General features: G+C 53.8%; 14 protein-coding genes and 1 pseudogene. 6 read left to right on the top strand and 9 right to left on the bottom strand.

The window, feature by feature from the left end; translation table 11 throughout:
* Window positions 1–138: 138 nt before the first annotated feature.
* The 4 genes from PN477_RS07500 to PN477_RS07485 form a co-directional block, all read right to left on the bottom strand.
* Entirely contained in the window at window positions 139–1,284 is a 1,146-nt protein-coding gene (locus PN477_RS07500) for an HD domain-containing phosphohydrolase (protein ID WP_272115636.1), read from the bottom strand.
* A 390-nt stretch (window positions 1,285–1,674) separates the two neighbouring features.
* Window positions 1,675–3,261: a gamma-glutamyltransferase family protein gene (locus tag PN477_RS07495; RefSeq protein ID WP_272115635.1), complete on the bottom strand. Its 1,587-nt coding sequence runs from the start codon at window positions 3,259–3,261 to the stop codon at window positions 1,675–1,677.
* A gap of 58 nt (window positions 3,262–3,319) precedes the next feature.
* A complete protein-coding gene (locus tag PN477_RS07490; protein ID WP_272115634.1) occupies window positions 3,320–4,141 on the bottom strand; it encodes a metallophosphoesterase in 822 nt (273 codons plus the stop codon).
* 4 nt (window positions 4,142–4,145) lie between these two features.
* Entirely contained in the window at window positions 4,146–4,805 is a 660-nt protein-coding gene (locus PN477_RS07485; protein WP_272115633.1) for a glutathione S-transferase family protein, read from the bottom strand.
* A gap of 16 nt (window positions 4,806–4,821) precedes the next feature.
* Here PN477_RS07485 and dacB point away from each other — a divergent pair, with 16 nt between their 5' ends.
* Both dacB and PN477_RS07475 read left to right on the top strand, forming a co-directional pair.
* Entirely contained in the window at window positions 4,822–6,306 is a 1,485-nt protein-coding gene (dacB, locus tag PN477_RS07480) for a D-alanyl-D-alanine carboxypeptidase/D-alanyl-D-alanine endopeptidase (protein ID WP_272115632.1), read from the top strand.
* A gap of 66 nt (window positions 6,307–6,372) precedes the next feature.
* A complete protein-coding gene (locus tag PN477_RS07475; protein WP_272115631.1) occupies window positions 6,373–7,995 on the top strand; it encodes a hypothetical protein in 1,623 nt (540 codons plus the stop codon).
* Between the two features lie 107 nt (window positions 7,996–8,102).
* Here the strand turns inward: PN477_RS07475 and PN477_RS07470 are convergent, their stop codons facing one another.
* Window positions 8,103–11,777 carry a CHAT domain-containing protein gene (locus PN477_RS07470; RefSeq protein WP_272115630.1) on the bottom strand — a complete coding sequence of 1,225 codons (3,675 nt, stop codon included), beginning with the start codon at window positions 11,775–11,777 and terminating at the stop codon, window positions 8,103–8,105.
* A gap of 305 nt (window positions 11,778–12,082) precedes the next feature.
* Here PN477_RS07470 and speA point away from each other — a divergent pair, with 305 nt between their 5' ends.
* A complete protein-coding gene (speA, locus tag PN477_RS07465; RefSeq protein ID WP_272115629.1) occupies window positions 12,083–14,074 on the top strand; it encodes a biosynthetic arginine decarboxylase in 1,992 nt (663 codons plus the stop codon).
* Window positions 14,075–14,479: 405 nt separating this feature from the next.
* On the opposite strand, the gene PN477_RS07460 is transcribed toward speA, so the two are convergent.
* Window positions 14,480–15,481 carry a hypothetical protein gene (locus PN477_RS07460; RefSeq protein ID WP_272115628.1) on the bottom strand — a complete coding sequence of 334 codons (1,002 nt, stop codon included), beginning with the start codon at window positions 15,479–15,481 and terminating at the stop codon, window positions 14,480–14,482.
* A 75-nt stretch (window positions 15,482–15,556) separates the two neighbouring features.
* Here PN477_RS07460 and PN477_RS07455 point away from each other — a divergent pair, with 75 nt between their 5' ends.
* Both PN477_RS07455 and PN477_RS07450 read left to right on the top strand, forming a co-directional pair.
* Window positions 15,557–15,688: a hypothetical protein gene (locus tag PN477_RS07455; RefSeq protein ID WP_272115627.1), complete on the top strand. Its 132-nt coding sequence runs from the start codon at window positions 15,557–15,559 to the stop codon at window positions 15,686–15,688.
* Between the two features lie 119 nt (window positions 15,689–15,807).
* A complete protein-coding gene (locus tag PN477_RS07450) occupies window positions 15,808–16,680 on the top strand; it encodes a Tab2/Atab2 family RNA-binding protein (protein ID WP_272115626.1) in 873 nt (290 codons plus the stop codon).
* Between the two features lie 250 nt (window positions 16,681–16,930).
* Here PN477_RS07450 and PN477_RS07445 read toward each other — a convergent pair.
* A pseudogene (locus PN477_RS07445) lies at window positions 16,931–17,536 on the bottom strand (DedA family protein); the annotation flags it as partial.
* Between the two features lie 156 nt (window positions 17,537–17,692).
* Window positions 17,693–18,736: an undecaprenyldiphospho-muramoylpentapeptide beta-N-acetylglucosaminyltransferase gene (gene murG, locus PN477_RS07440; protein WP_272115624.1), complete on the bottom strand. Its 1,044-nt coding sequence runs from the start codon at window positions 18,734–18,736 to the stop codon at window positions 17,693–17,695.
* A gap of 47 nt (window positions 18,737–18,783) precedes the next feature.
* Between murG and PN477_RS07435 the strand changes: the two genes are divergently transcribed.
* Complete coding sequence (locus tag PN477_RS07435; RefSeq protein ID WP_272115623.1) at window positions 18,784–19,563, top strand: nuclear transport factor 2 family protein; 780 nt, start codon at window positions 18,784–18,786, stop codon at window positions 19,561–19,563.
* Here the strand turns inward: PN477_RS07435 and PN477_RS07430 are convergent.
* Window positions 19,560–20,468, bottom strand: coding sequence for a phytanoyl-CoA dioxygenase family protein (locus tag PN477_RS07430; protein ID WP_272115622.1), 909 nt, complete (start codon window positions 20,466–20,468; stop codon window positions 19,560–19,562). The two genes, PN477_RS07435 and PN477_RS07430, sit on opposite strands and share 4 nt — an antisense overlap.
* Between the last annotated feature and the right edge of the window lie 368 nt (window positions 20,469–20,836).

The following is a 20,836-nucleotide window of genomic DNA, read 5'->3' as shown; positions in this document are numbered from 1 at the left end:
TGCATCCCACTTTTGCAGATTCCCATGGCTCGCCAGGGAGCACCCTCATCCCCAGCCCTTCTCCCGCAGGAGAAAGGAGCCAAAAGCCCTCTCCTGAGGGAGAGGGTTGGGTGAGGGATTGCATAACTGGGATGCACTCTATTGATATCGCTGATCGGCGTAAATTTTACTGTCCCAATCGTTGCGATATTGCTGTTGCTCAAATAGCAATAAACAAGCATCCACCACATCCGCATCGTAGAGGATACCACGCCCCGATCGCACCACATCCAGCGCCGCATCCAACCCCAACGCACTGCGATAGGGCCGATGGGAACTCATGGCCTCTACCACATCCGCCACCGATAAAATACGGGCTTCTAACAAAATATCATCACCCGCTAAGCCATAGGGATAGCCACTGCCATCGAGACGCTCATGATGTTGCAAGATTAGGTCTTGAATGGGCCAGGGAAATTTAATGTCTTTGACAATCTGTGCCCCCACCATCGGATGCGATTTAATGATTTCAAATTCAGGAATGGATAGTTTCCCCGGACGATTCAGAATTTCTGAAGGAACATAGATTTTGCCCACATCATGAATGGCAGCACCGAGGTATAGGCCTTGATGTAATTCATGATGAAGTCCCAGTTGGACGGCAATTTTAAGGGTTAAGTCTGCTACTCGTGTTTGGTGTTGAGCCGTGTAGGGATCACGGCACGCTAGGGCACTAACTAAGGCCATGATCGTGCTTTCTAGGGCCTGATTAAGCTGAAGTGTGGTTTGCAGAGTTTGCTGTTGCATATAGAGAATTTTTAAACCGGATTCAATATTTTTCTGCAAAATATGAATGAGGTTTTGAGCCCAGTTCGCCAGTTGACGTTCTTGACAATCTAGAATGCAAAGCGTGCCAAAGGCTGTGCCATCGGGCCACAGGAGAGGCACTCCGTAGTAGAAAATCATGCCCAGTTCAAGATCAGGATTGTGGTTCCAATCGGGATCAGTGAGGGCGTTGGTCACGAGGAGCGGGGCTTGCGATCGCAACACTGTTTCACAATACAGACCACTCCCTAATTTTGTGCTTTCTCCTTGTTCGTAGGGATTCGCTGAGCCTGAATTGGAAGTAGAGAAAACCTCAATGGTGGTGGGATGAACTTGCATCACCAGCGCCGCCGGGACATTGATCACGTCTGCTAACATATCCACGATTTTTTGCCAGGCCATGCGAAGTTTTTCGTCCACTAATGGCTTGGTGCAATCGATGTGATAATCAGCCGTAAAGTCAGACCCTTGCTCAGTCATTTTAAGTTTGCATGTCTAATTGAGCATCAACAATAAAACAGTCACAATGTCATGAAAGTTAAAGGACTTAAACAAAGAAATCTCTAACTATAGCAATCCTATTTAATGCATGAACAGGCAAGGGGCTTAAGCCCCTTGTTGATGAGGAGATAAGATCTTCGATTGATTTAGGATCGCTATATGAGTATAGCAATGATAAGTTTCCTGACCCTAACAAAGTAGAATTATTTCGTAAGAAATGTAAACAATCATCAAGACTTGTTTTGTCCGCTCAACCACAGCCATCTGGCTCCATTTCAAGCAGCGCAAATGGAGCCGGAGCGAGTCAGCATGAGGTTGATTAAGCTATGGGTTGTCTTGTCGAGGGGTGGCGATCGCTAATGGCAACCCTTAACGAGCGATCGCACTGCCATCGGCCCTTGGTTCTGTACCGCCGACGAGGGTAGCACCGTGGCGAAGAATCATTTGGCCTTTGCCGAATTCGTAAGCGGCGGGCGTGATGCTGACCCGATGGCCGATCGCCTCCAACCCGGCGGCAAGATCGGGATTCACCCCCGTTTCTAACAGCACACGATTGTCCCGGAGAAACCGCCAACGGGGAGCATCCAGGGCGGTTTGGGGATTCATACCGTAGTCCGTGGTGTTGACCACCATTTGCACATGGCCTTGGGGTTGCATCTGTGCGCCCATCACGCCGAAGGGGCCGAGGGCTTGGCCATTGCGGGTGAGGAAAGCGGGGATGATCGTATGGAAGGGGCGTTTGTGGGGGGCGAGTTCGTTGGGGTGGCCGGGGTCGAGGCTGAAACCACAGGCGCGGTTTTGCAGGGAAATTCCGGTTTCGGGCACTAAGACCCCACTGCCCAGGTTTTCAAAATTGGACTGAATAAACGACACCATCAGGGTTTCATCTGCTGTGCAGAGATAGACTGTGCCGCCTTTGGGGAAACCGGGATCAGCGAGGGGAAGGGCGCGATCGCTAATCATCCCCCGGCGTTGGGCGGCGTAGTCCTTCGAGAGGAGATCGGCGGTGGTGAGTGCCATCGTCCCCGGATCGCCCACGTAGCGGTAGGTGTCGGCAAAGGCGAGCTTCATCGCTTCGATTTGGCGGTGAAAACTGGCTACAGAATCGCGGAGATCGGCGGCGAGGTCGAACCCTTCGAGAATATTTAAGGCCATCAAGGCGGCGATGCCTTGGGTGTTGGGGGGGATTTCCCAAACAGTGACATCACGGTAGGCGGTGCTGATCGGGGTGACCCAGTCGGCACGGTGGGCGGCGAGATCGGCGGCGGTGAGGAGTCCCCCGGTTTGGGCGGCGAATTTGACGATGCGATCGCTCAAGCTCCCCTGATAAAAACTTCCACAACCCTCATCCGCCAGGGTTTGCAACGTGGCGGCATGGCCGGGACTGCGCCAAATTTCCCCAGCTTGGGGAGCGCGACCGTCCGGGAAAAACACGGCTTTAAACGCTTCGTATTCCTCGCCCTGCACCTTGGCAAAACGTCGCGCCTCCCGCTCCCAGGTTTGGGCCGTAACAGGAGATACCGGAAATCCTTCAGCAGCGTAGCGGATGGCAGGGGCGCAGAGTTGAGCAAAGGGGAGCGTCCCCCACCGTTCCCAGAGGGTATGCCAAGCGGAAACCGCGCCGGGGACGGTGACGGTGGGCCAGCCGGTGGTGGGGATGGTGTCGCCGTAGCGATCGCGCTCCATCGCCGCCGGACTTCGCCCCGACCCATTCAAGCCGTGGAGTTGTTGCCCATCCCAGACGATCGCAAAGGCATCGGAGCCGATGCCATTGGCGGTGGGTTCAACGACGGTGAGAGCGATCGCCGTGGCTACGGCCGCATCGACGGCATTGCCCCCGGCTTGGAACATTTCCCACCCCGCCAAACTGGCCAGATGTTGACTCGTGGCCACCATGGCCCGAGTGCCAAAGGTGACGCGACGTTGGGAGGCATAGGGATAGTCGAGGAAGGTCATGGCGAATCTTTAAAAATTAACAGCCATCATAGGGCGATTGGGGCTTTTCCCTAGCGCCTCACCCCGGTGCATGGAGGTGAAACACGGTAATTTCGGGGCGATTGCCGAAGCGCATCGGCACGGAGGTCATGCCGATGCCGCGATTGGTGTAGGCGATCATCTCCTCAACTTGGTAGCGGCCGAGGGGGTAGCGGCGGGCGTAGGGGGGTAGGATGCGGGGCGGGCCGATGCGAATTTGGCCGCCGTGGGAATGGCCCGCCAGTTGAAGATCAAAGCGGTGGGTGGCGGCGGCGGAGTCGGCAAAATCTGGCTCATGAACAAGGAGAATCGCGCAGCCATCCGGGGGGAGCGCGTCGAGCACCTGGGGCAGATCGGGATGACCGGCCATGAGGTCATCGATGCCGGCGATCGCCACCTGTTCCCCCTCGCGTTCAATCCGCACAACACGATTGCTCAGATCCTCAATGCCTGCCACACGCAGGATATGCCGCACGATGATCGGATTCGTCCAATGGTCGTGATTGCCCAAGACGGCGACGGTTTGGGGCTGGAGGGTGTTGAGAATGGCAAGACGATCGCGATCGCGCTCTAAATTATCCTTTTGGGTGACGAAATCCCCCGTGATCGCGACGAGATCCGGGGTTTGGCGATTGACGAGACGGATCGCACGGGCCAAGGTGCGATCGTCCAGGGAATCCACATGGAGATCACTAATCTGTACAAGGGTGAACCCGTCGAAGGCAACTGGGAGATGGGGCAGGGTGAGATCCACCGTCTCCACCTGGAGCCAACGGGGTTCAATTTGGGTCATGTAGGCGAGGAGAATGACGCAAATCGCCAAGAGCGCGATCGCACTCCTCCGTAACCAACGCCAGATCATCTCCTCAACTCCGCTGTTTCAAGACGGCGCGGATTTGAGGTAGGGCGGTCATCACTTCCATGGGGTTGGGTTGGGTGGCTTGCCAACTGGGGCGCTGGTAGAGGCGATCGTACCAGGCGGCCAGATGAGCATAGGGTGTTAAATCGAACCCTAAAAACGCATCTAAAATCGCCACCGATACACCCACAACAATATCCGCTTGGGTGAATTGGCCGGGGATGAAAAAATCGTGCTCGATCAGGTGGCGATCGTAAAAACTCAATACCATTTGCATCTGAGTTTGGGCCGTTTCCACAACATCCGCCGCCACGGAAACCCCCACTTTTTCCCTGAGCAGGGGAAAGATTAACGGTGTCATTTCCTGCACCTGCACCTGGGTGAGCATCCGCACCTGGGCGAGATCGCGGGGGGCCGTGGGTAATAGCGGTGGGTCGGGATATTGAGCGTCGAGATAGTCCAAAATAGCTAAGGATTCGATCAACGTCAGATCGCCATCGATCAACACCGGCACTTTGTGAAAGGGGTTGAGGGTGAGAAAATCGGGCTGAAACTGTTCACCGTTGAGCTTCACTGGAATTAACTCCGCCTCTAGCCCTTTTTCAAGCAGCGCAACCTGGACGCGGCGGGCATTATTCGATAGGCGGTTGGTATAGAGTTTAATCATGACCCAAGGGGAAGTAATGAGGGATCTTAGGGCTACTGTACAGGGTGACGCTCACCCACGGCAGCGCGGTCGGCAGATTGGCGCGATCGCGGCTCTGGTGGTGGGGCTGTTGGGGGTAAAAATGCCGGGGGCAATGGCAGCGGCCACCTGTCCGGCTTCCCTGGCTGCTGCCGTGGAGGGGGTGATCGAGCAGCCCCAATGGGCGCGATCGCACTGGGGCATTGTGATCGCACCCCCCACGGGCGACCCTCTTTACAATCACAACGGCACGACCCACGCGATCGTCGCCTCGAATGTGAAACTCTTCACCACCGCCGCCGCCCTGCTCCAGTTTGGCCCCGATTTCCAAATTTCCACCCCCATCTATACCCTCGGCACTGCCCCCCGCCTCGATCGCCTCCACCTCTCCGGGCGCGGTGATCCGAGCCTGAAGACGGCGGATCTCACCCAATTAGCCCAAGAGTTGCGATCGCAGGGGGTGCGCCATATCGAGCGGCTCACCGTAGATGATGCAACGCCTGCCTATGCCCAACGCCCCGACACCTGGGAACAGTACGACCTCAATTTTTACTACGGCATGGCGGTGAATCGGCTGATGCTCAATGACAATGCTTTTCAGATCACGCTGTTGCCCCAAGGGGTGGGGGAGCCGGTGCGGTTAGAAAGCGACGATGTGATCGCGCTACGCCAATGGAAATGGCACAACCACGGCATCACCGCCCCCGACGATGCGCCCTACACGATGGAGATTCGCCGCCGCTTTGGCACCAATGAATTAACGATTACCGGGGAACTCGCGGCGAATGCGGGGCGGTATTCCTCTTGGGGCATGGCGGTGCTTGACCCGACGGCGTATTTTCTCTCTACTCTCCGCTTCACCCTCAATCGTGCCGGAATTACCGTGGCCGACAGTGCGATCGCGCCCCCGCCCGACAGCCCACCCCACAGCATCCACCTATCCCCCCCCCTCGCCACCCTCGTCCACGCCACCAACCAACCCAGCGACAACCTCTATGCCGAAGCCCTCCTGCAACAGTTGGGATCAGGGGAGGCCGGATTGACGGCGATCGCGGCGCAACTGAGCAACATTGGCGTTGATGCCGATGCCTACGCCCTCGTTGATGGTTCGGGCCTGTCTCGCCATACCCTCGTTAGCCCCGATGCGATCGTTCAACTCCTCCAAGCCATGACCCAGCAGCCCCCGCCCATCTTTGTCCCGTTTATCCAATCGCTCCCGATTAGCGGCACGAGCGGCACGCTGCGCCGTCGGCTCACAGCTACCACTGTACGGGGTCAGATCGCCGCGAAAACAGGCACAATGACGGGAGTTTCGGCGCTGTCGGGCTATCTCCGCCCCAGCAGTCCCACGCCGCTGGTGTTTAGCATTGTGGTGAATCGCACGGCGCGATCGGTGCAGGAACAGCGCGAGGCCATTGATGCAATGCTGGAAGCGATCGCCACCTGGCAACGCTGTCAATCTGAACACCCATCCTCTTCCTAACCTGGCGTTTTTGACGTTTGATCCGTTAATAATCTCATTGAAAATCAGAAAATCATCCCGAATCCAATGGCAGTGCTTCAAAACAATCAATACATCAAAAAATCAAATATCCGTTACTCAATTATTCTAGTTTCGTTGCTGTTACTGATTATCCTTCTGGGCAAAACAGCATGGCTTTGTGATGATGCGATGATTACCTTCAGAACTGTGCTCCAATTCACTCATGGCAATGGTTTGGTCTTCAATCTGGGCGATCGCGTCCAAGGCTACACCCACCCACTCTGGATGCTAGTTTTAACATTCAACTATTGGATTAACCAAGAAATTTTCATCTCTACCATGCACCTAGGGATCGTGTTGACTGCGATCGCCTTTAGCATTGTAGTTTTTCAAGCACGGCATCACATTATCAATTTGAGCTTGATTTGCCTAGGATTAGTCGGATCAAAAGCATTCATTGAATACGGAACATCAGGGCTTGAAAATCCATTGTCTTACGTTCTTTTTGGTATTCTATTTGTCTTAGTCAGCCAACAAAAAAAACAAAAATTAGCACCCTATGTCGCAATTATTACAACTTGCAGCCTGATCTTCCTTTGTCGTATGGATTATGCAGTGATTTGCGCCCCTATTTCCATCATCGCATCCATCCAGGTTAAAAAGATCAAATATATTATTCAAGGGTTTTTTCTGGGGGGCCTACCCGCATTTGCTTGGCTAATTTTCTCCACTGTCTATTATGGTACTCCCTTCCCTAATACTTACTACGCCAAACTTTATACTGGTATTCCCAAGTACCAGTCTATCATTCAAGGATTTCATTATTTTCAAGATCTAGTTAACAATGACTTATTATCTTTTGTTTTTATTTTTCTCACACTCATAACATTGATTTTTCAAAAAAACACAAAAATTCATGTTGGAGGGTTTGCGATTGGCCTACTTCTGTATTTGTTATATATCTTGAATATTGGTGGAGATTTCATGTCAGGACGTTTTTTTGCTGTCCCAGTATACCTTGCGGCTATAGTTATTTCTCAAGTAAATATTCAACGAAAACTCGTCCTATTTCCAATAGGAGTCTTGGTTTTTATCTTGATGATTCTCAATATTTGGAGTCTAGTGAATATCCCACAGCCAGGTGTTCAGGGAAATGGTATTGCTAATGAACGAGGATTTTATTATGAAAAATTTGGTTTATACTCTCCATTCCAAGAGTTTCCAGATATTTCGTCTAGATGGAGCGCCGAGCAGCAACAAGGAGCGCCTAGTTTACAATTAGTTAATATCATTTGTGGTGGGTTAGGCAATGAATCATTAAGAGCAGGGCCAAATGTTCACTTTGTGGATACATGTGGTCTTGTTGATGCTTTATTAGTACGATTGCCATCTCAGGTAGTGGGTGAAAACTTACAGGCTCCAAAAACGGTATTTTCCTTTATGAAGTTAGTCTATAATGCCTTGTTTGAATCTTTACCTGTATCGTGGGTGAATGAGTTTGGGTGGCGAATTGGACATGTTGAGCGGGCTATACCCAAGGGATATATTGAATCAATTCAACAGGGTGAAAATCGAATTGAAGATGAGGCGATCGCTCATTTATATGATCAGATCAAGCAGGTGATTAGTGGCCCAATTTGGAGTTTAGAACGGTTTAAACTGGTTTGGAAGGTCATGATTAATCCATGATTCAACGGGGTAGTTGGATTGAAGGGAGGCGATCCAACGGTCGCGTTAAATTCGCGGGATCAGATGGCGGCAGTGTGGTAGATCGAGAACGATAGGGTTGCCGTTGGCTACCAGGGACTACCGACTAAGGAAAACGCACTCCAATAAAAGGGGTGTGACAGGTCAATGTTGCTGAAATTGGGGCCGTCTGGGATGGGTTGTAACGTACCTTGCAACAGGGACAATTGCGCACGGCGGAGGGCTTCGGCCTTGATCGTCACGTCGGGTTGATTAAGCTGATTGTAAAAGTCACCCATCAATGCCATCGTGCCTTGATCGGACACCTTCCACAGGCTGGCCAACACCGATTTCACCCCGGCTTGAATTGCTGCCCCGGCAAATCCTAGTTCAGCATCGGCATTGCCGACGGCGGTGGTGCAGGCGCTGAGAATGAGCAGTTCTAATTCTGGTTCTTGATAGAGGGCCAGTTCTCGGAGGTCATCGAGCTGAATCGATTCGTTGCCCCAGAGTTGAATATAGGATTCGTTTGCAAAATCGGGGTCGAAGAGGGCGTGGGTGGCGAGGTGGAGGATTTGAAAGTCGCGGGTTTGGTTGCGGGTTTTGAGGTTTTGCCAGGTAAAGTCGGCGTTGAGGAAGATGTCGCTGTTGCGTTCATTGTTGATCAGGTCTAATTCCACGGGGACGGCGGGCAGGGGGGCAAGGTTACGGGCGGAAAATTGGGAGGCTCCCATGGCGAGGACGCTGGAGTTACGGGTGATCGGGCGATAGTCAAAATTGGTGAGGGAGAAGCTGGGCATTTGCCCAACGCTGTAGGTTTCGATCAGGAATTTTTCGCCGTCGTAGAGGGCGGCGAGGGGGATGCCGCGTAGGCCTTCGTCGCCAATCCAGGAAATGTTGTTGATGTCTCGCTCGATCAAGTCGGGGATGAGGGGGGCGATGAGCCAGTTGTAAAGCTGTTGGGATGGGGTGATGTAGCTTTGGCTGCGGGTGTTGGTGACCGATCGCCGGAATTGACTGATGATTTGTTCGATGCGATCGCGGGGGATGGGAACGGTGTGGAGAATGGGATCGCCAGAGGCGGTGATCATGACGAGTTGGACGCGATCGCTCACCGTCCCTTCGACGGAGAGATAGGGGTCACTGGGGGCGGGTTGGAGAGGGTCGAAGGCGGTTTTATACTCCCGATTGAATTGGGATTCGAGGCGCTCCACGGTGGGCGGGAGGGGAATTTGGGCGGGAACAAATTGCGCATAAATGATGGCGGGTTTGACCCCGGTGGCGTTGGCAATGTTTTGGAGAGCATTTTGGACAATGGATTCCGTGGCGATCGCATCCGTTGGCGTTTCTTCATCGAGGCTGGGTTGTGATTGATCGCAATGGGGCGGACAAACTGCCACCTCAACACGATTGGTGACAATTTGAATATTGCCCTGGGTAAAACTGCCGTCAAAACTTTGGGTGGGGCTAATCGTAAAATCGCCTGTGGTAATGACACCAGCCGTACCATTGGTACTCGCATCGCCCACAATAAACGGCGTTGTCCCATTACCGCCGTGGGTAATCGTAATATTGCCGCCCCCGGTTGTTCCATTCGCCCCAAACGACCCCAGACTCACATTCACACCCTCTTTAGAAAAGGTGTTCACCACCCGCACCAATTCTCCCGCCGTCAGGGTAATGGTTCCCCCGGTTCCCCCAGGATTGGGGGTTCCAATGACGTTATTGCCCGTAGTATTGGAGGCAGCGATCGCGCCGATCACAATATTGTTTTCTGCCCTTAGTTCTACGGCTCCCCCTTTTAAACTTTCAATGGCAATATTTGGCAGGTCAATACTGTTATTACTCACCATCGTGAGCGGCGCAGAGGAGAGGGCGATCGCTGGATCATTGATCAAAAATGTTGCATCGAATAAAAACGTAGTATTGGATACGGGTTGCGTGTTCCGAATGCCTGTCCCGCCAAGACTTGAACCGTTGAATGTTCCACCCCCCAGATTCAGAAACCCATTCAACAAAATACCCTCCCCACTGCCGGTGGATGTCCCCGTAACCGTGAGGTCAGACGCAAAAATCGTTTCGTTAATATTCACAGCCGGTGTGGAGGTATTACTGCGGCCAGTAATCGTTAAATTGCCAACTTCTAAATCCACTAAGCCGTTAATTTCAACAACACCAGCACCACTATTATCACTATCCGCATTTAACACTAGATTAAGTGCATCTGGTGTAGTGGGATCAAGATCTCGAATAAATTGATTAATAAAAATAGAATTTGTGGCGTTTAAGGTTAATGTTCGGTTTGTTCCAAGGTTGTTATAGTCCAACGTTGTTGACAACGTAATATTGCCTGCTTCAGTGCCACCGCTGCCGGTGGTGATGGTGACATTACCCAGGGCGAGACCAGATCGGATGAAACTCTCGCCGAGTTGGGCGCTGTTGCCGATGCTGGTGAAGGGATTGGTGGCGTTGATATTGGTGTTAATGAGTCCGGCGACAATTTCGATGTTGTAGGGATCGATCAGCCAAGTGCCACCTTGGCCGTTGGGGGCTGAAATGTCGGGGGTGGTTTGGATGTTGAAACTTTTGAGGCCACTGGTTTCGATGAAGCCGCCATCGCCGCCGGTTTGGCCGCCCTTGGCGCTGAGATTGCCGAGGAAGTGGGCGGTGTCGGCGGCGAAGAGGATGACGTTACCGCCGTCGCCTTGGGTGATTGCATCTGCCCGCACCGCTGACGTTTCATCGATAAACAAAAATTGGGCGTTAGGTTCGGGGCCTTGGCCTTCTTGGTTGCCGCCGATCAGGATTTGGCCGCCGCCCGTGGCTCCGGAGGCGTTGACCTGGGCTTGGGTGAGGGCGATGCGATCGCCAAAAATCCCCACATTGCCCCCCATCCCCGTGTTGGCACTCGCATCCACCGAGCCACTCAGTAACGTCGTACCGGGTTCAGAGGGAAACTCAAGCTCAGACTGTGGGAACTTCACCCGCCCGGCCCCATCCACACTCACTCCAACCTCTAGCCCCCCCGTGAGCAAGGCCGGGAGATCCTTCACCTGGAGAGGAGCGATCGCATTGTGTAATTGGTCGGCTTCCACCTCAACACTGAGGAGATGGCCCGGTTGAGAGAGGCGCACCCGCTGCGACCCTGGCACAGCGGTGATCAGGATATTGCCCCCCGGTGCGGTCAGCGTCCCGGTGTTGAGAACTTCACCCCCGATTAAGCTCAGGCTTTGCCCCGGTTCAACGGCCAAGGTTCCGGCATTGAGAATCAGGCCGGGTTGGTCGGTGAGGAAGGAAAAGAGGGTGGGTTCGCCCGTGAGTTGGTGGTAATCATTGGGGCCGGTGGCGTTGAACCATGCGCCATTGATGCCGATGCGATCGGCGGTGGTGGCGGTGAAATCTCCCCCCACATCGAGACGCGCCCCTGGCCCAAAGAGAATCCCGGCGGGGTTAATCAAGTAGAGGTTGGTGCTCGCTGCGGTGACTTGGAGTAACCCGTTAATGACCGAGGGATTCCCCCCGACGACGCGGCCGAGAATGTTGGCAATACTGGGGTTGCTCAGGAATTGCCCCACTTCTCCCGCGCTCAAGCCAAATTGCTCAAAACTGTGAAAAAGATTCGCCCCTGCTTGGGTTCCACCCTGAATAGAGTAGGTGTTGCCGTTGTGGGTAATGTGGGTATTTGTGCCATCGGGGGCGGGGGTGATGGACTGGGCGAGGGCAACATTGGCAATCAGGAGGGTACTTGCTCCTAGAATCGCGGCACAGCTAGGCAGATTCTGCATGATGAGTTGAGGATCACTGTGGGAAAACGTTTGGGGGGGTCATCCTGAAAAATACCGTGAAAATACGGATATTCCCGTGTTTTTACTGAGACGATTGTTGGATTATAGGCTGTTTCTAATCTGGGTGGGACATCTTTAATCATTAACCCAAGAATGCGGGTCATTCTCTAATTCCCATAATGGTAATTATCGGTAATAAACCTGAGCGATCGCCCCCTGTCATCCAAAGCGGCCGGGAGTTGTGACCCATCAGCGACAAGGGCCTCGTACACTAGATCACCGTAGACTGTTTTGGGGGTTTCGTGATGAGCCAGGTTTCAGAACCACAGACGATCGCTGCTGCCGCTGCTGCCATCGCGCCGCGCCGTTGGAGTATTGAGGCCAGTGAGGCGCTGTATCGAGTTCATGACTGGGGCGAGCCGTATTTTGCGGTGAATGCGGCGGGTCATGTGATGGTGTCGCCCTTGGGCGATCGCGGCGGGTCGTTGGATCTGTATGAACTGGTGGAAGGGTTGCAGCAACGGAATTTAGAGTTACCCCTGTTGATTCGGTTTCCGGATATTTTGGGCGATCGCATCGAACGCCTCAACGCCTGTTTTGCGCGGGCGATCGCTCGCTATCGCTACCCCGGAACCTATCGCGGCGTATACCCCATCAAATGCAATCAAAATCGCCATCTCATCGAAACCTTAGTGCAGTTTGGCGAACCCCATCAATTCGGCCTCGAAGCCGGGTCAAAACCGGAATTAATGATCGCCCTCGCCAGTTTGCCCCCCCATCAAAGCCCCCACGAGCCGCCCCGCTTATTAATCTGCAACGGCTACAAAGACCGCGAATATATTGAAACCGCCCTCCTCGCCACCCGTCTCGGCCACACTCCGGTTTTGGTGATTGAACAATTGGATGAATTACGCCTGATTTTAGACATCAGCCAACAATTAAACATCCTCCCCAATCTGGGTGTGCGGGCCAAATTGAACACAAAAGGGTCGGGACATTGGGGCAACTCTACGGGCGATCGCGCTAAATTCGGCCTCACCATCCCCGAAATTCTCGCCGTCGTCCAGCACCTCGAAGCCGCCGATCGCTTGTCCTGTCTGCACCTCTTGCATTTTCATGTCGGGTCACAAATTTGCGCGATCCGGGTGATTAAAGATGCGATTCGGGAAGCGGCGCAAATTTATGTAGAGTTGGCGAAATTGGGGGCAAAGATGCAATATCTCGATGTGGGGGGCGGGTTAGCGGTGGACTATGACGGCTCCAAAACCCAAACCGCCGCCTCGAAAAACTACAACATGCAGAACTACGCCAACGACATCGTCGCCGAAGTACAAGAGGCCTGCGATGCCGCCCAGGTGACGGCTCCGACCTTGGTGAGCGAAAGTGGAAGGGCGATCGTCTCCCATCAATCCGTCCTCATTTTCGACATCCTCAACGCCAGTTACCCCACCCCCGCCACCCCCCCCACCATCACCGATCACGATCACCTCATTCTCCGCAATCTTTGGGAAACCTACGAGACGATTAGCCTCGAAAATTACCAAGAGGCCTATCACGACGCGGTGCAATTCAAAACCGAAGCAATCAGCCTCTTTGGGTTTGGTTATTTATCCCTCGCAGAACGAGCCAAAGCGGAACAACTCTACGGTTGTTGTTGCCATAAAATCTTTAATCTCGTGCGCCATCAAACCCCAATTCCCGATGATTTAAAAGACCTCGAACAGAGCTTAACCGCCACCTACACCGCCAATTTATCCGTTTTTCAATCAGCCCCCGATAGTTGGGCCATTTCCCAACTATTCCCCATCATGCCCATCCATCGCCTCACAGAAGAACCCACCGAACGCGCAATTCTCGCAGATTTAACCTGTGATAGTGACGGCAAAATTGATCGATTCATTGATGCCCACCACGCCAAAAACGGCCTCGAACTCCATGCCCTCAATGTCAATGCCAACCACCACCAAGATCCCTACTATTTAGGGATGTTTTTAGTGGGAGCCTATCAGGAAATTATGGGGAATTTACATAATCTGTTTGGCAATACCAATGTGGCCCATATCAGGATGACTCCGAAGGGCTATCACGTTGAGCAGGTGGTGCGGGGGGATACGATGCGCGAGGTGTTGGGCTATGTGCAATACGATGCAGATCACCTCCTAGAAACCCTGCGCCAACGCACGGAAATCGCTCTACAAGAAAAGCGCATCACCCTCGCTGAAGCCCAACGCCTCCTGCAAACCTACGAACAGAGTTTAAACAGTTACACCTATTTAACATCCGAAGAATCGCGCTAATTGGGGTGAAGGAATCACGCTAATTGGGGTAGCGAGCTAGAAGCTTGCACTACAGCGGATTTCAGGCAGTGTGAGCCTCTGGTTCACTGATACCCGCTTCAGGCTAGTGCAGCGTCAATGCAAAGAATTAGGATGTTTGTAGTATAACGACACACTTTAATCGGTGGGTTACGGCGGATTGCTAGATTGCAGTAATGGCAGGAGGTTAAGCCGCCTAACCCACCCTACAATAAAGTATCATTTTGGCTGTGCCACGGCAGTAGGGTGCTGTTAGCGAAGCGTAACGCACCGTCACGTTGAGTGTTGGACATTCAATACAATCCGAATATTAAGTCTTGACGCTGCACTAGCAACTTGGCTTCTATCTCAGCAGTAGGCCGCTGGGCGAGGGGCCCAAAGCGGGGGTTAGGTTTTGAGGTGGCGGGCGGGGATGAGGTGACGGATCAGAGCTAACCCAAACAGCCAGAGGAAAAGAGAGGGGCTGGTTTCGGGGATGGGGGTGGTGGGTTCGGGGTCGGGGGCTTTGGGGGTGAGGAGGTAAATGTCACCGCTCATCCCTGTGGTGAGTCCGGAGGAGGCGATCGCTAAAATCTGCCCCTGGTCATTAATGGCCGTCGCGGCCCGAAGGCGATAGTCCACCGAACCAAAGAGCGGGTGGTTAATGGTTTGGGTGAACCCGGCGAGGGCATTTAGGTCATAGGCTTGGCCGTTTTCCCAAAGCATCGCTGTCCAGCCGATGCGCCCGACGCTTTGGCTTTGGGTGTTGCGATCGTAGAGGTGCGCGGCGGTTTCTGACCAAAACTGACGGGTATCCAGGGAGAAGGGAGAATCGGGCCAGGTGGCTAAGCTGGCGGCATCGGTGGGGCCAAAATAGGGCTGTCCCTGCCGGGTATCGAGATCGAATAATCCCAACGAGGTTGAACCTGGCAAGGGCATCAGCACTTGATTGTCGTTATTAATGCCGTAAACATTGGCAACACCTAACCCCAGCCGTTCGCCAGTATTGACGTTCAGCGCATAGGTGGTGCGTGTGAGTCCCATCGATTGACTAAACACCGTCCAACCTGCTTCGCTAATCCCTAGCACTCTCGTATCGCCTTGGGGGTTCATGCCGTACTGGCCGAGGTAAATGCCCCCTTGTTCAGCATCCCAAGCGTAGGACTGACGGCCAAGGCTGCTGCCTTGGACGGCGGAGGTCATGATCTGATAGGTGGCTTGACCGTGATTGTTTAAGTCAAAGCCGGTGGCGAGATAATCTTGACCAAAGGCGGCCACGTAGCTCATGGATGAGCTGTAGCCGGGGAGGCGGGTGGCGGTGTAGAGGGATGCAGCGGCGGCGGCGGTGGTGTTGAGGCAGACCAGGGCAACGCTACAGAGGGGAAGAAGGGAGAGTTTGGGGGAAAACATGGGGAAGATGTCCTTATATCAATAACGCACAACGGGGGCGGTTAGGCTAGAAGGATAAGGGGGGGGGGTGATGGGATGGCGCGATCGCACCACGGCTGGACTATTCGGGATGAACAGACGAAAGGTGCTGAGTATATCGTCCTAGGCCTTTATATCCAGTCTAACCGGGGGGTTGAGGGGCGATCGCGCCCGGCGATCAATTTGTAATAGACCGTGCTGCGATCGCGCTCCATGGCCAGAATCCGTTTAAGCCAGGGGACAACACCCCCTAGAATGGAAGGTTAGTCATTTAAACGCAGTATCAACGGATTTAACGTAGACGAAACATGGGTAAGACGATTTGGGAACTGGATTTTTATTCGCGCCCCATCTTTGATGAGAACCGCAAAAAACGCTGGGAAGTGCTGATTTGCGAGAGTCCGATGGATGTGACGCAATCACCCGATACCCTGTTTCGGTTTAGTCGCTTCACGGATAATCAATCGGTGAATTCGGCCTGGCTCAAGGGGGCAATTCAAGAGGCGATCGCCCAAGCCCCCAACCCGCCCCAACGGATTCGCTTCTTTCGTCGCCAGATGAACAACATGATCCTCAAAGCCTGCGAGGATGCTGGTATTCCTGCCGCCCCCAGTCGTCGCACCTATGCCCTCACCCAGTGGCTCGACGAACGGACGAAATCGGTGTATCCCCAGGAAGAGGGCTACGACGAAAGCGCCGCCAAAACCTCTACGGTGCAATATCCGGCCATGAATGCGATCGCGCTCCCCGATGCCGTGCGCGGTGACAAGGCGGATCGGTGGGCGATCGTCTCCCTCCCGGCGGGGGATTTTGCCGAACTGCCCGACTGGGAGATCGCCTTTGGGGAATCCTTTCCCCTCACCATGCTCAACATTGACGATCAAACCCCCATCCCCGGCCTGATCATCTTTTCCCCCCGTGCCACGCCCCTCGCCGGTTGGATGTCCGGCTTGGAATTGGGCTATCTCCATCTAGAGACGAAACCCGTGCCACGGATTTGGCTGGAAACCGGAGCCAGTGATAGTTGGATTTTAGTAGACCTGAAAACCCCCGACACCCTCAAGGAAGGCCAGGAGTTTGAAGCCGCCCTCGCTCGCGCCCACGGTGTCCACTTTCTCGCCATCCAATCGCCCCAAGAGTCCGAAGCCTTCGCCGGATTTTGGTTACTGAAAGCACCGTAACCCTATCCCGCCCCAGTCTTCACCACCGAGGGCATGGAAACCATGCCCCGACCTAGGGACAACGCTCGTAGGGGTTTGGTCGCCAAACCCCCAACCCTGCTGAATGGCATCAATCCAGCGACTGGGGGCAAAGGTCGTTTTTCCCGTCGCTGAGGGGAGAGGGCGGGTCAAGGGGGGCAGTGGCGAGAGGGGGGGCGGGTGTAGAGTCTTCTGGTTCCGCTGGCTCCGAGGTGGGGGATTCCTGGGCGGCGCGGCGGCGTTTGATCAAGAAGGAAATGGCGATCGCCACCACCACAACAGCCAGCACCCCAAACCCAAATTGCGTCATCCAGGCCACCACCTGGGCCAAGGGCACGAGTCGCCCTGCAAAAAATGAAAACGTCACCGTAATCACCGCCCACACCGTCGCCCCACCCAAATTACAGAGCAAAAACTGACGGTAGGGCATTTCCGCAATCCCCGCCATCGGCCCCGCAAAAATCCGCAGCAACGCCACAAACCGCCCAAAAAACACCGCCCGCGCAGCGTTCTCGCTAAATTGGCGGCGGCTCTCGATTAACTGAGCCTCAGAAATCCGAAACAGACGACCCACCCGCAACAACATCGGCCAGCCGCCCCATTTCCCAATCCAATAGCCGAAATTATCCCCCAGCACTGCGCCACTAATCCCACAGAGCAGCACCCCCCAATAACTGAGGTCGTGCATCCCTGCCAAAAAACCACCCACGATGATGATGGTTTCGCCGGGAAGTGGAATCCCCGTATTTTCGAGCGCAATCCCCAAAAAAACAACCCAATAACCGTAGCGTTGGGCGAGTTCTTGGATGGCATCGAGGGGCAAAAATTCCAAGGACATCCCTTTTTTACAAATGTTTACGCATCCCCCTTATCTTGACGCGCTAGCCTCGCCTCTGTCAATTGCCCATCGCCGTTCATGGCACGGCAAGCGGGGAATAAGGGTTGAGTTAATCGAGAGTTAATCACCCCTTATTCCAGGAATAACAAGCCCCCTTTAACAGAGATCGCGCAAAATTTTCGCCAGATGGGCGGCACTGTCGCGGCTGGCGAGGGTGGCAGCATTGCGAGCCATGGCGGCGAGGCGATCGCGCTCCTTCAGGAGGGCTAAGACTTCGGCTTGCAGCGTGGCGGGGGTGAGTGTCTCTTGGCGCAGCACGATCGCCGCCCCCGCATCGACGAAGGCTTTCGCGTTGAAATATTGATGATCTTCCGCCGCAAAGGGGTAGGGAATCAGCACCGCTGGGGTTTGGGTAATCGCCAATTCCGTTAACGTCCCCGCCCCGGAGCGACCGATCGCTAAATCCGCCCGCTGCAAGAGACCCGCCATATTATGGTGAAAGGCTTGGGCGAAATAGTGGGGATGGGTAAAGCTATCGGCATCGGGGTCGCGATCGCCCGTCAAATGCAGAATATAGGCCCCCGCCGCCAACCAAGCCGGCCCACAGTCACGCACCAACTGATTCACCGCCACCGCCCCCTGAGACCCGCCCACAATCACCAACAACGGCGCACCGTCCGGCACTTCAAACTCCAAGGGCTGCGGACTCAAAAACGCCTCCCGCACCGGGGTACTCGTCCAGAGGGTTTTCTGGCGAGGCAGGTAGGCGATCGCCGCCTCAAACCCGACCGCCACTTGGGTACAGAGCCGCGCTAACAGCCGAGTCACCTTGCCGGGAATCGCGTTGGACTCATGCAAGACCACCGGAATCCCGGCCCACCGCGCCGCCAAAATCGCCGGAGCCGCAATATACCCCCCCGTCGTGAACACCACATCAATGTTTTGGCGGCGAATCAAACGCTTCACCTTGAGGGTGGCGGTGATTAAGCGTTGGAGAATTTTGAGCCAATGGAGACCCGGTCGCCCTTGAAAGCCGCTGACCGTAATCGTGTGGAGTGGGTAGTGCGACGGAATTAAGGTTTGTTCGAGGCGATCGGGCACACCGAGCCAATCAATCTTAGCCTCGGTCAGACATTGGGCGACGGCGAGGGCAGGGAAAATATGGCCCCCCGTTCCACTAGCAGCAATCAGAACATGCATGAGTTATAGTGAGTTTGTCTAAACTCCAGTAATTCAACCTATCATCAATGGGTAACTTTGCTCTGAAACCTGTTCTCTTCTCTGGCCTCTTAAGCGCAGGTCTTTTCGGCGTTTTTACCCCAGCCCTCTACGCTCAGACCCCTGAATCGCTGCCGTCTGAGATTTCCACAACCCTTGATGACCTCGAAGCCGCGGCCAATCGCAGAGACCTCGATGCGGTGATGGAATTTTATAGCCCGACCTTTAAAACCAACGATGATCTCGCCACCAACGGGCTGCAAGATGGACTGCGCACCCTATGGCGGGATTATCGGACGTTAAGCTATGACATTGAATTGGAAGATTGGCGCGTTGAAGGGGATGAATGGATCGCCGAAACGATTACCCGTGTGTCCGGAACTCGCTACGATGGCCGCAAACCGGTGCGCCTCAGTTCCGTGGTGCGATCGCGCCAACATATCAACCGCCAAACCCAACGCATCCAACACCAAGACATTCTCGCCGAGCGCACCCTCGTTTTCCTGGGCGACAGCCCCCCGGAAGTCGATGTCCATCTGCCGGAACGGGTACAACGGGGCGAATCCTTTGATTTTGATGTGGTGGTGCAAGAACCCCTCAACGGCGATCTCCTCCTCGGTGCAGCCTTAGAAGAACCCGTCACCGCTGAATACCTCAGTGAGGCTGATTTTGAGTTGGAATTGCTCCAAGCCGGCGGCATTTTCAAACGCGGCCAAATTGACCGCCGTGCTGGCGATCAATGGTTTTCCGCGATTCTAATTCGGGGCGGCGGGATTACCCTCGTCACCCAACGAGTCCGGGTCGATTAGGAGCGCTTCACGGCGTTGAAGAGCGATCGCACCCCCTGATGTAACCAGGGTGTACTGTAAATCCACTGCTTCAGTTGAAACTGAAACGCCCGCAGCGGCGTGTAGTCCGAATAGGTGGCGTGGTAGCGCATCCCTTGATACATCTGATAATGGGCCGGGCGGGTCTTAAATAAATTACCAAACTCATACTGAGCCGGTAAATAATGCGCCGTCAAAGACTTCCGCGAAAAGCGAGGATCTTGGGTCGGCAAAGAACCGTGAATCACTTTGGAATTAAAAAACAGCACATCCCCCTTACGCAAATCCGGCGCAATCACCCGGTCAGGGTTGGCATCCACATAGTCCCGAATCCGCTGCGCCCATTCATCATGGGACAGTTCAGGATTATCCCCCCGAAAATCCTGATTATCCTCAGCCTCGGCCATCACGTAAAACCGCCCCGCTTCGGCCGCAATATCTTCGAGGGCAATCCAGGCGATCGTTAAATAACCGTGGGGAATGCTGTCAAGATACCACCATTCCTGATGGGGAAACGTGGCAGTATTAGCATCAAACAGCATCCCCTGCATCAGGTTAAAGGTTTCAAACCCAGAAATTTCACTGAGGGTATTCCGAATTTCCAGACTACAGAGAACATCTTTAATACTATTGCTGAAATCAGGATATTGATTGTAATTGTGAACATCTAGAAACGATTCTTTGATGTGACCGTATTCATCAAGGGTACTTTTTTCATAGGTGTAGGTATTTTGGCGAAAAAAGGGATGGCGAGCGGTGACAATATCGTTTTTGTAATAGTGCAGAACATGATCTAAACGCGAGTGAGGAATTAAATTTCTCACCACAACATAACCATTTTTTTGATAAAACGATTGAAATTCTGACGGAGAAAGTTCTTGTAGCATTGTAATCATTTTCCTCTGTAGAAACGTTTGTAGAGTGACTGGCGCAAGGATGAGCACACCACCTCTCTTTTGAAAACTACTGCTTATATAGCGATCCTAAATCAATCAAAGATCTGATCTCCTCATCAACAAGGGGCTTAAGCCCCTTGCCTGTTCATGAATCAAATCTCCTCATCAACAAGGGGCTTAAGCCCCTTGCCTGTTCATGAATCAAATAGGATTGCTATACACAACCTTCCAACGTTGACCTACCCTGCGATTGATCCCCTCGCTCCGTCAGGGCAGCGAGCTAGAAGCTCGCACTACATCGGATTCCAGAGTCGTGTGAGCCTCTGGCTCACGTATACCCCCTCTCTAGACTAGCAACT

The sequence above is a fragment of the Spirulina subsalsa CS-330 genome, assembly GCF_028330765.1.
GTDB lineage: Bacteria > Cyanobacteriota > Cyanobacteriia > Cyanobacteriales > Spirulinaceae > Spirulina > Spirulina subsalsa_A.
The sequence above is the reverse complement of the archived record's forward strand: the minus strand, read 5'-3'. Positions and strand labels throughout refer to the sequence as shown.

Coding starts and splice junctions, on each gene's coding strand:
- dacB (WP_272115632.1), top strand. CDS start 4,822: ATGAGGGATCTTAGGGCTACTGTACAGGGTGACGCTCACCCACGGCAG.
- PN477_RS07430 (WP_272115622.1), bottom strand. CDS start 20,468: ATGCTACAAGAACTTTCTCCGTCAGAATTTCAATCGTTTTATCAAAAA.
- PN477_RS07470 (WP_272115630.1), bottom strand. CDS start 11,777: ATGCAGAATCTGCCTAGCTGTGCCGCGATTCTAGGAGCAAGTACCCTC.
- PN477_RS07450 (WP_272115626.1), top strand. CDS start 15,808: ATGGGTAAGACGATTTGGGAACTGGATTTTTATTCGCGCCCCATCTTT.
- murG (WP_272115624.1), bottom strand. CDS start 18,736: ATGCATGTTCTGATTGCTGCTAGTGGAACGGGGGGCCATATTTTCCCT.
- PN477_RS07495 (WP_272115635.1), bottom strand. CDS start 3,261: ATGACCTTCCTCGACTATCCCTATGCCTCCCAACGTCGCGTCACCTTT.
- PN477_RS07455 (WP_272115627.1), top strand. CDS start 15,557: ATGGCGCGATCGCACCACGGCTGGACTATTCGGGATGAACAGACGAAA.
- PN477_RS07460 (WP_272115628.1), bottom strand. CDS start 15,481: ATGTTTTCCCCCAAACTCTCCCTTCTTCCCCTCTGTAGCGTTGCCCTG.
- speA (WP_272115629.1), top strand. CDS start 12,083: ATGAGCCAGGTTTCAGAACCACAGACGATCGCTGCTGCCGCTGCTGCC.
- PN477_RS07500 (WP_272115636.1), bottom strand. CDS start 1,284: ATGACTGAGCAAGGGTCTGACTTTACGGCTGATTATCACATCGATTGC.
- PN477_RS07490 (WP_272115634.1), bottom strand. CDS start 4,141: ATGATCTGGCGTTGGTTACGGAGGAGTGCGATCGCGCTCTTGGCGATT.
- PN477_RS07435 (WP_272115623.1), top strand. CDS start 18,784: ATGGGTAACTTTGCTCTGAAACCTGTTCTCTTCTCTGGCCTCTTAAGC.
- PN477_RS07485 (WP_272115633.1), bottom strand. CDS start 4,805: ATGATTAAACTCTATACCAACCGCCTATCGAATAATGCCCGCCGCGTC.
- PN477_RS07475 (WP_272115631.1), top strand. CDS start 6,373: ATGGCAGTGCTTCAAAACAATCAATACATCAAAAAATCAAATATCCGT.